General features: G+C 69.9%; 10 protein-coding genes. 3 read left to right on the top strand and 7 right to left on the bottom strand.

Annotation, left to right across the window (positions count from 1 at the left end; translation table 11 throughout):
• Positions 1–3 precede the first annotated feature (3 nt).
• The 3 genes from MYMAC_RS00770 to MYMAC_RS00760 all read right to left on the bottom strand — a co-directional run bounded on the left by MYMAC_RS00770 (position 4) and on the right by MYMAC_RS00760 (position 3,232).
• Positions 4–870, bottom strand: coding sequence for a DUF2785 domain-containing protein (locus MYMAC_RS00770; protein ID WP_095956657.1), 867 nt, complete (start codon positions 868–870; stop codon positions 4–6).
• A 95-nt stretch (positions 871–965) separates the two neighbouring features.
• The gene (gene lnt / locus MYMAC_RS00765; protein WP_239989667.1) at positions 966–2,585 is read right to left on the bottom strand and encodes an apolipoprotein N-acyltransferase; all 1,620 of its coding nucleotides are present in this window, start codon (positions 2,583–2,585) and stop codon (positions 966–968) included.
• Positions 2,585–3,232, bottom strand: a complete 648-nt coding sequence (locus MYMAC_RS00760; RefSeq protein ID WP_095956655.1) for a hypothetical protein — start codon at positions 3,230–3,232, stop codon at positions 2,585–2,587. The genes lnt and MYMAC_RS00760 overlap by 1 nt, the downstream gene beginning before the upstream one ends.
• 80 nt (positions 3,233–3,312) lie before the next feature.
• Between MYMAC_RS00760 and MYMAC_RS00755 the strand changes: the two genes are divergently transcribed.
• Positions 3,313–4,233, top strand: a complete 921-nt coding sequence (locus tag MYMAC_RS00755; RefSeq protein WP_204817307.1) for a hypothetical protein — start codon at positions 3,313–3,315, stop codon at positions 4,231–4,233.
• Between the two features lie 100 nt (positions 4,234–4,333).
• Here MYMAC_RS00755 and MYMAC_RS00750 read toward each other — a convergent pair whose 3' ends face one another.
• Positions 4,334–5,389, bottom strand: coding sequence for an SGNH/GDSL hydrolase family protein (locus MYMAC_RS00750; RefSeq protein ID WP_013936694.1), 1,056 nt, complete (start codon positions 5,387–5,389; stop codon positions 4,334–4,336).
• Positions 5,390–5,610: 221 nt separating this feature from the next.
• On the opposite strand from MYMAC_RS00750, the gene MYMAC_RS00745 reads away from it, so the two are divergent.
• The gene (locus MYMAC_RS00745) at positions 5,611–6,912 is read left to right on the top strand and encodes a chloride channel protein (protein ID WP_095961429.1); all 1,302 of its coding nucleotides are present in this window, start codon (positions 5,611–5,613) and stop codon (positions 6,910–6,912) included.
• Positions 6,913–6,915: 3 nt separating this feature from the next.
• Here the strand turns inward: MYMAC_RS00745 and MYMAC_RS00740 are convergent, their stop codons facing one another.
• The 3 genes from MYMAC_RS00740 to MYMAC_RS00730 all read right to left on the bottom strand — a co-directional run bounded on the left by MYMAC_RS00740 (position 6,916) and on the right by MYMAC_RS00730 (position 10,651).
• On the bottom strand, positions 6,916–8,934 hold the full coding sequence (locus MYMAC_RS00740) for a putative metal-binding motif-containing protein (protein ID WP_204817305.1): 2,019 nt from the start codon (positions 8,932–8,934) through the stop codon (positions 6,916–6,918).
• Positions 8,935–9,052: 118 nt separating this feature from the next.
• Positions 9,053–10,375 (bottom strand): CapA family protein, encoded by a 1,323-nt coding sequence (locus MYMAC_RS00735; protein WP_095956652.1) that lies wholly within the window; start codon positions 10,373–10,375, stop codon positions 9,053–9,055.
• A gap of 54 nt (positions 10,376–10,429) precedes the next feature.
• Positions 10,430–10,651 (bottom strand): hypothetical protein, encoded by a 222-nt coding sequence (locus tag MYMAC_RS00730; protein ID WP_095956651.1) that lies wholly within the window; start codon positions 10,649–10,651, stop codon positions 10,430–10,432.
• A 203-nt stretch (positions 10,652–10,854) separates the two neighbouring features.
• Between MYMAC_RS00730 and MYMAC_RS00725 the strand changes: the two genes are divergently transcribed.
• Positions 10,855–12,171: a ferredoxin reductase family protein gene (locus MYMAC_RS00725; protein ID WP_095956650.1), complete on the top strand. Its 1,317-nt coding sequence runs from the start codon at positions 10,855–10,857 to the stop codon at positions 12,169–12,171.
• Positions 12,172–12,177 lie beyond the last annotated feature (6 nt).

Genomic DNA, 12,177 nt, shown 5'->3' with positions numbered 1-12,177 from the left:
CGCTCACGGCACCTGCTTCAACGTCGCGCGGAGGGCGGACGCGAGCTGCTCGTCCGCCCCCACGAGCAGGCTCAGCAGGAAGGCGCGGAGGTCATGGCGCCGCGCCAGCCACGCGGCGTCCTTGTAGGCCTTGCTGGCATCCCCGAGCCGGGGGAGCAGCGCGGCGAGCCAGGCCCGCCACTCCTCCTCCGAGTAGAGGCCGCGCCGCGCGAGGAAGAGGACGGGGCGCGCCAGCCGCTCGGGCTCGCCGAAGACATAGGCATGCGCACGCTCCGGCACGGCCTGCGTGGCGACCGCGGCGAGGATGCGGTCGGCCTGCGCGCGCTCCAGCGCCGGGTTGAGGCTCAACTGCATCAACCAGTCGCTCCCGTGCGCCACGCCATGGCGCCAGCCTGTCGCCGCGTCGAAGCCGCGATAGTCACGGACGGACTCCACATAGCGGGCGGCCGCCTCGACCATGGCCGTGCGCTCCTGCGCCGTCATCCACGGCTTCACGCGGTCCACACGCGCCACCTCCGAGAGGACGAGCGCCGCGAACGGCTTGCGGAAGCCCTCCGCGTCCGCGCCCGCGAGCAGCCCTTGCAGCGCGTCCCGCAGCCCACGCAGCGCCGCGGTGTCGAGCGCCCCGTCGCGCAGCCACCGCGTCAGCGCTTCGTAGGCGATTCCATCCCGCAGCGCGGGGTCCGGCGCGCCCAGACAGCCGAGCAGCCCCTTCACCAGCGCCGCGCGCTCGGCGGCGTCCGGGACGGCGAACTGCTTCGCCTTCAGGGCGGCCAGTGACTCCCGGGTGCTTCCTTTCGGGGGACAGGTGGCGGAGGCGGAGGCGGAGATGCACAGCGGCAGGACAGCGAGCGCGCGAAGCCACGTCATGAGGAGAACTCCAAGGAGCCGGGCATCTCGCCCAGTGTCCAGACTCGACTCTCGCACTGTTCGGCTGGGGAGTGCTCGAAACCATGACGGTGCGCTCACCGCCGCGCCAGCACCGCGCCCGCGAGGCCCGCCATCGCCGCCACGAGCGCCCATGGGCTCAGCCAGTCGCCCCACGCCAGCGCGAGCGACGTCATCTCGGCCGTCGCGGGGACGCGCAGGGTGAGGCCGGCGCGCTGGCCGTCGTCCACCTCGGCCACCACCGCGCCCGTCACGTCGATGAGCGCGGACACGCCCGAGTTCGTCACCCGGACCTGCGGCCGCCGCGTCTCGATGCTGCGAAAGGCCGCGTGCATCAGGTGCAGCCGGGGCGCGGGCGTGCCGGTGAACCAGGAGTCATTGGACAGCGTGAGCAGCAGCTCCGCGCCCTGCCGCACGCCCTCCGCGACATACGCGGGGAAGATCGACTCGTAGCAGATGAGCGGCGCCACCCGGAGCTGGCGTCCGTCCCGAAGCCTGATGCGCACGGCCCTGGGCCCAGGCCCGCGCGTCCAGCGCCCGGTCCACGGCAGCCACTCGCGCAGCGTGGGGGTGTCGATGAGGTCCGGCACCCACTCCGTCAGCGGGAAGAGCATCGTCTTGCGATACGCGGCGCGCTCGAGCCCACCGTCGCCTCGCGCCGAGGGCTCCAGGAACATGGCCGCGTTGAACTCGCGCTCGCCCTCCAGGTCGTAGGTGCCGAAGACGAGCGGCACGCCGCGCGCCGAGACGTAGCCGGCAATCTCCGCGTCCAGCGCCGCGCCCGTCTCGCTGCGCGGCGTGCCGAAAGGCGTGGGATACACCGTCTCCGGCCACACCAGCAGGTCCACCGGCCCGTCGCGCAGCAGCGCGTCCGACATCGCGTAGTGCGTGTCGAGCACCCGACGCACGACCTGGTAGGCCCCCAGCTCCGCCTTCAGCTTCTCGTAGCGGGTGATGTTCGCCTGCACCGCGCCCACCACCAGCCCACCACCGTCAGCCCGCGTCGCCGCGCGCGCCTGGGCATGCCGTAAGGCCCCATAGCCCGTCAGCCCCAGCACCAGGACGGCCAGGCCCACCACGGGTCGCAGCGCGTGCCGCGCCCCCTGCCCCCTCCAGGCCCGCAGCGCGGCGAGCACGCACTCATTGCCCAGCAGCAACACCAGCGTGAGGCCCGGCGCGCCCGCCACGTCCGCGCCCTGCCGCAGCCACTCGGACGCATGGAGCCCATGTCCCAGCGTGTCCGCGAAGAGCTTCGGCGTGATGCCCTCCACGCCCACGTACGCGAGCGTCCCCACCAGGGGCGGCAACCACCCCTGCCCCTCCCGTGCCACGCGGCGCGCCACGTACCGGGCCAGCGCGGCGGCGGGAAACTGGAGCTGGAGCACGGGCGCCACCAGCAGGAACAGCGCCCAGCCCACCCACGTGGGCGCGCGGGAGTACGCCTGGAGCGCGCCCGGGAACCAATGAAAGACGGCGGCGGTGAACGTCACGCTGAGCAGCGCGCCCAGCCCCAGCGCCTCGCGCGCCGAGCGGGCCCGATCCAACGCCGCGAGCCAGGGCACCATGGCCACCCAGCCAAGCACCAGCCAGCGCGCCTCCAGCCGCGCGAACAGCGCGAACAGCACGGTCGTCCCCAGGACACCGAGCAGCGCCACGCCCAGGCGCCGCCCGCGGCCCACCCTCACCTGCACGTCCATCACCGCGAGGGCGCCGCGAGCTCCGCGCCCTCGGGCAGCTCCAGCCGCTGGATGGGCATTCCCGGCGGGGCCAGCTCCTCGGGCACCAGCCGGTCGGGCGGCATGGGCACGGGCTGCCCGTTCGCATCCGTGGGCTGGTGGTCGGGATGGAAGGTCAACACGGCCGCCACGAGCTCACCCGAGTCCGTGTACTGGAAATGGCGCACGTACCCGGGCGGCAGCTCGAAGTCGTCGGGGACGACGAGCCCTCGCTTGATGGGCTTCGTCCCGGGCCGGAAGAGCTGGAGGCCCGTCGCCTGGGATTCCATGTCGGGCTCCTGGACTTCGGTGTCGGTGGTCAGCTCGGGCGCGGGCTCCGCGACAGGCGGCGGTGCCGGGGTCGCAACGGGACGCGGCCTCGGCGCGCGCGGACGCGCCTCGGGCGTGGGAGGCGGGACGGGCAAGGGCACCTCCGCGAGCGGCGGCGGCGCGTCCACCTGGATGTCGCTGGAGCCCCACCAGACACTCAAGCCAATGCACGCGAGCGTGAAGACACACGCGCCGCCCACGAGCCACGCCCCCAGGCCTCTGCTCGTGCGAGCGGGCGTGACGTGCGTGACGCCGTCGCGGTCAACGCGACGCTCCGATACAGGGGACTGCGGCCTCATGTTCGCGCGAAGACCTCCGGGCTGCGTATGCTACGGAGCCACTCCCCCCGAGGCAAACACAGCACCTTCCGCTCACCCTCATGAGCTCTTCGTCCATCCTCGTCACCGATGCCTCCGGCGGCACGCCACCGCCCGCCACCACGCCCGAGCCCGCTCGCTTCGTCGTGCACGCCTGGACACCCGGGCCGCGAGGGCTCGCGGTGGTGACGCAGCTCGCCGTGCTGGGGGCCCTGCTCCACTTCGCCGCGCAGCTCTGGACGGACGCCTTCGAAGGGACGCAGCGGATGCAGCCCGTGCCCATCGCCATCGGGCTGGTGCTGCGGGTCATCCTGCCGCTCGCGTTCGTCTCCGCGCTGCGCCGCGGCCACCGGGCCACCGTGGACGTGGACACCCACCAGTGGACCCTGACCCTGCGCGGCGGCGCCCGGATGGAGATTCCCTTCGAGGCCGTGGCCGAGCTGCGCCCCTGGCGGCTGCCGCTCCCGGGCCCCGGCCTGGCGCTGCGGATGCGGTCCGGCCGCGCCTTCAGCCACGCGCTGGAGGTGGAGGACGCGGTGCCCCTGCTGAACGCGCTGAGCCAGCACGGCGCAGCCGGCGCGACGCAAGCGCACACGCTGGTGCGCTACGCCCAGGCGCGCCATGCGCTGTGGCGCCGGCGCTGGTACCACCTGCTGGTGAAGTTCGTGCTCTTCCCGCTGGTGCCCACGGCCATCCTCTTCTACTCGTACCAGGTCATCTCGTTCGGCGGCCCGCTGGCTGAGTACAAGATGTATGGCCTGGAGGCGTACCTGCGCTCGTTCGGCCGGTACTACGCGCCCGTCTCACTGTGCATGCTGCTCTTCGCCTGCTTCTGGCGCGTCGTCGCGGAGGGCGCGGCGCTCCTGGCCGCGTGGCTGCTGCCGGCCTGGGCGCGCGGCGTGCGGCGCGCGGCGGAGTGGGGCTGCAGGCTCGTCTACTACGTGGGCATCCTCGCGCTGATTGGCGCGCGCTTCATGGTGTGACGTGCGCGCCCGGCGCTGGAGACGACAGGGCCCCCGGTTCCCGAAGGCGACCGGAGGCCCAGGCACCGCGCTCACGCCCGTGGCGTGGACGCGGACGTCACTACGGCTGAGCGGGGTTGAACTTCGCGCTCTCCGTGCCCATGCGGTCGTGGCCCGTCCGGTTCCAGTTCGGGTTGGAGCCGGTGTAGGGCACCGGGCCGCTGCCGGAGCTGGACATGGTGCCACCGGTGTAGGTCGGGTGGACGTTGTCGGACTGGAGGTAGTCGAAGCTGGTGCTCGAGTTCACGAAGTGCGTGTTGGCGTCGCGCAGCGTGCCGCGCAGCGTGACGGAGACGCGCTGGACGTACGCCGCCTCGGACTCGCCCTGGCGGTAGCGGATGGCGGCGGAGTCCACCTGGCCATCGCCGTTGGAGTCATAGTCCGCGGCCATGTACTCGGCGAACGAGTCCGCGCACTTGAAGCCGTAGCGCGCCGCCAGGTTGCACGCGCGCCAGTTGCTGCGCGCCAGCAGCGGCAGGAAGCGGTCCCGCTTGTTCACGACCCGGCCCGTGGCGGAGTCCGTGCACCGGGTGTTCACGTTGTCCGCGTCGAAGCCCGGGTAGTAGATGTTGGAGATGATCTTCGTCGCGGAGGCGGGCGCGTACTGGTTGATGGTCTGCATCGCCCGCTCCATGTACGTGGTGCAGGTCGCCAGGGCGCTCTCCAGGCCGCTGTAGTTACAGGTGCCCGTCTGGTCCGCGAAGGCGTCGCGCGCCTGGAGGTAGTCGTTGCCACACATCTCGAACATGACGACGCGGGTGTTGGCCGCCTGCATGTACGAGCGCTCGGAGACAATCTTGTTGTTGTAGATGTCATTCGCCTTCGCGCCGGACTTGGTGCGGCGGATGACCTCGATGTCCGCGTTCCACTTCCGCGCCAGGTCCTCGCCCTGCACCACCGGCGCCGCGCGGCGGGCCACGTTCCAGAAGAAGACGGTCCCGTTGTAGCCGGCGTAGATGGAGTCGCCGTAAGCCACCACGCGATACTTCGTCGAGGTGGACGGCTGGTCGATGGTCCACGACGTGTTCTGATTGAGGGTGCTCGCCACCGCGCTACCACCGACCGTGAAGGCCGCGCACATGGCAACGACGGACAGCCTGTTGTGACGGAAAGACATGCCCCGCTCCTTTGGATTCCCACTGGGGGGTTGTTGGGGGAGCGCGCAGGCTACATGGCGTCGATTGGCAAATCACCTCTAAACAGGAATAACGCATCAAGTCAGAATTGCTGGTGTTGCTATGACCTCACCCCTGTTTGAAACGGTGTCGTAAGAATGACGCGGAGCAAGCCTTTGACGCGGCGTTTCATCATGTTTCACCCAGGTCCGGAGTGTTTCACGTGAATCTTTCCCGTGGCACGAGAGCGCTGCTGCAGTGGCTGCTCCTGGGTGGGCTGGTGGGCGTCGTCTGCGGCGTGGCTTCCGCGGTCTTTTTGTACCTGCTGGAAGAAGCGACGCACTTCCGGGAAGGGCACCCGTGGCTGGTGTACGCGCTGCCGGTGGCGGGGCTGGTGCTGGGGGCGGTGTACGGGAGGTGGGGTGGGCCCATTCGCGGGGGCAACAACCTGGTGTTGGACACGGTGCACGCGAGCGACGCGCAGGTGCCGGTGCGCATGGCGCCCATGGTGCTGGTGGGGACGGTGCTGACGCACCTGTTCGGCGGCAGCGCGGGCCGCGAGGGCACGGCGGTGCAGATGGGCGGCAGCCTGGCGGACCTGGTGGCGCGGCGCCTCCGGGTGGGGCCGGACACGCGGCGCGAGTTGCTGGCGGCGGGCATCGCGGGTGGGTTCGGTTCGGTGTTCGGCACGCCGGTGGCGGGGGCGGTGTTCGGGCTGGAGGTCGTCGTGGTGGGGCGCATGGGCTACGAGGCGCTGCTGCCCGCGCTGGTGGCGTCCGTGGTGGGGGACCTGGTGACGCGGGGCTTGGGCATCCACCACACGCCCTATCCGGCGCCGGGGGCGCTGCCGCTGACCTGGGGGGTGCTGGCGAAGTGGCTGGTGTTCGCGGTGGCGGTGGCCGTGGTGGCGGTGGTGTTCGTGGAGCTGATGCACCGGCTGAAGAAGCTGCTGGAGCACCGCGTGCGCTGGCTGCCGGTGCGGATGGCGCTGGGCGGCGCGGCGGTGGTGGTGCTGTGGAAGCTGGCCGGGACGGATGACTACCTGGGGCTGGGCGTGCCCGGCATCCTGCGGGCCTTCGTGGACCCGGCGCTTCCTGTGTCCGCGTTCGCGTGGAAGCTGGTGTTCACCGCGGTGACGCTGGCCGCGGGGCTCCTGGGTGGTGAGGTGACGCCGTTGTTCTTCATCGGCGCGGCGCTGGGCAACGTGCTGGCGCGGCTCTTGGGATTGCCGCTGGATTTGGGCGCGGCGGTGGGCATGGCGGCCCTGTTCGCCGCGGCGGCGAACACGCCGCTGGCGCTGTCCATCATGGCCGTGGAGCTGCTGGGCGCGAATGTGCTGCCCCACGTGGCGATTGTGGCCACGGTGGCGTACCTGCTCACGGGGCACCGGGGCATCTATCCGTCACAGCGGATTGCCCGGTTGAAACATGGCGGGCCGCTGCTGGAGAAAATCGTGGCCCTGCGGGAGCTGGCCCGCGAGGACCGCGCCCCGCCCTCCGGGCCGGAGGGACGGGGCAGGGGCTGAGGGCTATGGTTCGGGGAAGTGGTAGACGTGGCCGTCGTCTCCGACGATCCAGAAGTCTCCGGCGGAGGTCATGGCGAGGTCGCGGAGGGGCGCCGCTGGTGCGCCCGAGGCGAAGGCCGGAGCCTTGGCCCAGCCATGTGGAGTCAGCCGGTGCAGGTGACCCACGGTGCCCTCATTGCCAACGACGTACGCATTTTCGGTGTTGGGTGGCACGGCCACACTCACGTAATCGACCACGGCCTCCGACGGAGAAGGCACCCGCGTCCAGCTTGGCGACTGCCCCGTGCCTTTCACCACCAGACCAGCGTCTCCCACCGCGTAGATGAGCTCCGCGTTTGCGGCCCATACAGCACGCAAGCTCCCATTGTAGCCTTCAATACCCTGGAGGACTTGTGTTGAAGGAGCGCCCCAGTCCATCCGACTGTAGCGATTGACCATCGGCGTCAACGGCGGTGACTCCCCAGTCGAGCCCACGGCAATCAATGTATCCGGACCAATCGAATGAAGTCCCCAGTACCGACCGGACGAATCGTGGCGCATGGCATTGGCCGTCCACTCATACAAATGCCCTACCGTTGAAACCGAGAATATTTGAGCTGGAACTCCCACTCCAACAACACCTGAGATGTGTTCACTCGCGCTCAGGGCGAACTGCTGCTGAAAAATGTCACAAGAACCTCCGTTATGCTCGCCATGCCAACCGCCCTGACCTGCCAGGATACCGTAGCCGTTATCAGGGTTCGCCCACATTGCGTGTAAATCCACCAAGTTGCCTTCCACCCCACACCGAGTGACCGTAGTCGTGTCGTGGCTCACGAATGGTGAATCTGCGTCCATCTTCACCGCCAGCTTGCCCCTCAGTCCCGCCACCCACACTGGGTAACCACTCGGGTGTACAGCCACCGACTGCCAATCACGCTCCTCCAGCGCATCATCGGTGACCAGCCGCAACTCGCCGCAGGGAATCCCCTCATCCACCAGGCCATCGCAGTCGTTGTCCAGGCCGTCGCAGACCTCCGTGCCTTGACTGCTCGTGGCGCTGTCAGCGTCATCACAATCCAACGTGTTCGCCGACATCATCGGAGGCAGCGGCGCGCCAGGACACAGCGTGCCCATCGGCTCGCTGTCCTTCTCTCCTTCACCGTCGCTGTCCTCGTCCGCGAAGAGTTGCGCCGGTGGCGTGCCCACGCATTCCGTCCCCGTCCCCGCGGAGTTGCATGCATACGTCCCATTGCAGGCCTCCGTGCACGACGCTCCCAGCGCTCGTGGCCCATCGGTGAACAACTCGTCGATGCCGCCGCCACAGTTGTCATCCAAGCCGTTGCACGCCTCCACGATGTTGGGATGGATGTCGGCGCGCTCGTCGTCACAATCCCCCGTCACCTCGACATGAAGCTCGCTCGGCGGGTCACAAGCCTCCGTGCCGGGCCCATCGCGGCCAAAGCTGTCGCGGTCTTGGTCCAGGTACCAGAACCTGTTGACCACACCCACTTCCTTCTGGCCGTCGCAGTCGTCATCCAGGCCGTTACAGAGCTCCGGCGCGCCAGGGAAAGCCGTCGCTCGCAGGGCATCGCAGTCCGTCCCCCGATTCATCGGGCCGCCCCGTGAGACGAAGCCGTCACCGTCCTCGTCATCGGTGTGCAGGTTGTCGAGCACCCATTCCTGCCGACCGGCAGAGGCGAAGCTGAAGGTCCTCGTCCGCTCATCCACCAACTGCTCGGCTGCGCACCCCTTCTCGAAAGCCCTGACGGTGACTTCGACGTCCCGCCCCCAGTCCGCTTTGCGGAAGATGGCGACGTTCAGCACCGGGTCGTTGGTATCGAATTGAGCGGGCTCCTCGAACTCAGCGAGCAACGTCTCGCCCGTACCGCCGTGGGCCTCCACCGTGATGCAACCCTGGCTGAAGTTCTCGTGGTGGCCAATCTTGACGTGGACCGCGGCCTCCTTCGGGCCCGGCGCTTCCGAGTCCTTCTTGCAAGCCAGCAACACCAGAGGCAGGAGGAGAATGGCGGATTGACGCATGGGGTGCACTCTAACCCAACCCCAGTCATGACCTGCTCAGAAGCCGACTCACCCTGGAGTCCGTCCAAGTGCAAGGACATGGACAGCCCCACAGGCACACCGGCGTGTGCCTTTACCGTCAAGGCTGTGAGGCCAACCGCCCCGGAGGCCCGGCCTCCGGCCCACGCTGACGCAGCTCGGGTGACGCCACCGCGAACCCTTCCGGCAGCATGCGGAGGATGCGCTCGCGCCGCTGCTTCGAGCCCGCCAGCCGCCGCTCCAGCAGCGCCTTCTGCGCGCGCGTCTCCTTGTCCAGCGGCCCAGGGCGCGCCGCCAGCACCGCCAGCCGCTCCGTCACCGCCTCCACCTCCCGGTCGATGAGCACCGGCTGGATGTTCCGCGGCTCCTTGCGCGCACGCCCCACCGCGTTGTTCTCAATCCACACCGGCAGCACCGACACCTCCTCCAACGCCACCGACACGCCCGGCATGGGCCGCACCAGCGACACCCGCAGCAACACGGAGTCCCGCCGGTCGCCCCCAGCGCTCTTCGCCCCCGGCGCGTGCCGGTAGAAGCGGTCCTGGTTCGCCACCAGGTTGCCCAGCGAATACGCGATGAGCCCCTTGCGCCCATCCACCGTCTGATACGCCTCCAGCGGCTGGAGCACGTGCGGATGGTGCCCGATGACCGCCCGCGCCCCCGCGTCCAGCAGCGCGCGGCCCAGCGCGCGGTCCTCCGGACGCGGCGCCACCTTGTACTCCGTCCCCCAGTGCACCAGCACGATGAGCGCGTCACACCGCGCCGCCGCCGCGCGCACGGCCTCCACCGCCTGCTCGGAGGAGACGCCCCGGTGCGCCTCGGGCTGGGCGTACGGCACCAGCGCGACGTGCGGCGCCTGGGCGTCCTTCGGGTTGCTGAAGCCATTGAGCAGGCGCGTGAAGGACAGGAACCCCACCTTCACGCCTCGCACGTCCACGAACGCGGGCTCCCACGCGGACTCCCGCGTCGCCCCCGTGCCCGTGTGACGGATGCCCGCCGCGTCCAGGTGCCGCAGCGTCTCCACGATGCCCGCGGGGTGCTGGTCCCTCGCGTGGTTGTTCGCGGTGGACACCACCTTCACCCCGGCCGAGGCCAACGCATGCGCCATCGCCGAAGGCGCGTTGAACAACAGCTCCTTCGCCACGGCCTTCTTGTTGTCCGTGACGGGCGTCTCCAGATTCACCACGCCCACGTCCGCGGTCCGCAGCACGTCCGCGATGGGACCGAAGACGTGGTCCCACCCCTCATGGTTGAGCGAGGGCGCCCGGCCTCCTCCCGGCGGCGGCGCCCCGGTGCGCGCGTGCAGCCTCGCGACCTCCTTGACCTCACCGTGGGGAATCACGTCCCCACCAAACACCAGCTCCACGCGCGTGGGGGCGGAGGCACACAGCAGGGGAAGCAGCAGCAGGACGGAGGCGGACACGCCTCCAGCCTAATCCAGACACCCGGGCCCCCTGGAAGGACCCCATGTCGGCGGCTACGGCTTGCCCTTGTCGCTGCCCGTGTCCCCCTCGCGGGGGTAGCCGCGCTCCTCGCGCGAGCTGCCCTCCTCGCCCCAGCGGTGGGCCTCGTTCGTCACCTCCCGGTCCTCCGCGTCCCGCCGCGCCGTCTCCGGGTCGTTCATCGCCTCACGCAGGCGCGTGTCCGGCTGCGGGGAGCCGGACGCGTCTCGTGACTTCGGCGTGCGCTGCTCGGCCATCGTCGAATCTCCTCTCCTGGGTTGCGTCCTGCCCGAACAGTGCGCACGACCCCGCGGTGGGGCCAGGGGAGCCCGGGGCCCGCACGCCTGGTCGCAGGGAAGGAGGCCTCCGGTCACCCCGTGAACAATGCATGTGACACCCGCCCGCTTCCACGTTCCCGGCGGCCCGCGCCCGGGCTACGGGGCCTGATGGGAGTTTCCGCATGAACCGCGTGATGTCTGGCTTCTTCTGGATCAGCCTCTACCTCCTGGTCGTGCTGGTTCCCGTCTTCCTGATGCTCATCCCCCCGGCGCCGTCCGGGCGGTCCTTCTGGCTGGAACTGTCCGTGGCGCTGGGCTTCGTGGGGCTGACGCAGATTGCCGTGCAGTTCGTGCTCATCGCGCGCTTCAAGCGCCTCACCGCGCCCTACGGCATCGACATCATCCTCCAGTACCACCGGCAGATTGCCCTGGTCGCCGTGTGCCTCGTGCTGGCGCACCCGCTCATCATCGTCATCGACAACCCGTCCCGGCTGAAGCTGCTCAACCCCCTGGGCGGGAACTGGGCCAGCCGCTGCGCGCTGCTGAGCGTGCTGATGCTGGTCACGCTGGTGGTGTCCTCGCTGTTCCGCGAGCGCCTCAAGCTCAGCTACGAGCGCTGGCGCCTCTTGCACCTGCTGCTGGGCGTGGCGGCCATCGTCTTCGCCCAGCTCCACGTCTCCATGGCGGGCCTGTACACCAACACCTTGTGGAAGCACGCCATCTGGGTGGCGACGTCCGCGGCCATGGTGGGGCTCGTCGTCTACCTGCGCGTCCTGCGCCCCGCGTGGCAGCGCAACTACCACTGGCGCGTCGCGGAGGTCCGCCCCGAGCGCGGCGGCACCCACGCCCTGGTGCTGGAGCCCGTGGGCAACCACCGCATGGCCTTCGCCCCGGGCCAGTTCGCGTGGCTCAAGCTGGAGGGCACGCCCTTCACGCTGGAGGAGCACCCCTTCAGCTTCTCCTCCAGCGCCGAGCGCTCGGACCGGCTGGAGTTCGGCATCAAGGCGCTGGGCGACTTCAGCGGGCGCATTGGCGACGTGCCCCCGGGCACCCGCGCGTTCCTCGACGGCCCCCACGGCGCCTTCAGCATCGACCGCTATCCGGCCGTGGGCTACGTGTTCATCGCCGGCGGCGTGGGCATCACCCCCATCCTCTCCTTCCTGCGCACCATGGCGGACCGCGAGGACCCCCGGCCCGTCACGCTCTTCTACGCCGACACGGACTGGGACAGCCTGGCCTTCCGCGAAGCCCTGGCCGAACTGGAGGTGAAGATGGACCTCCACTGCGTCTACGTCCTCAAGGAGCCCGCGGAGGACTGGAAGGGAGAGCGCGGCGTGCTCACGGGCGAGGTGCTGGACCGGCACCTGCCGAAGGAGAAGCTGGCGCGGTTCTTCTTCATCTGCGGACCGCCGCCCATGATGGCGGCGGTGCACGAAGCCCTCCAGGAGCGGGACGTCCCCGAGGCCCGCATCCACCTCGAGAAGTTCAACCTCGCCTAGGCCGGA

The sequence above is a fragment of the Corallococcus macrosporus DSM 14697 genome, assembly GCF_002305895.1.
Lineage (GTDB): Bacteria > Myxococcota > Myxococcia > Myxococcales > Myxococcaceae > Myxococcus > Myxococcus macrosporus.
This window is presented reverse-complemented; position numbering and strand designations above follow the sequence as displayed.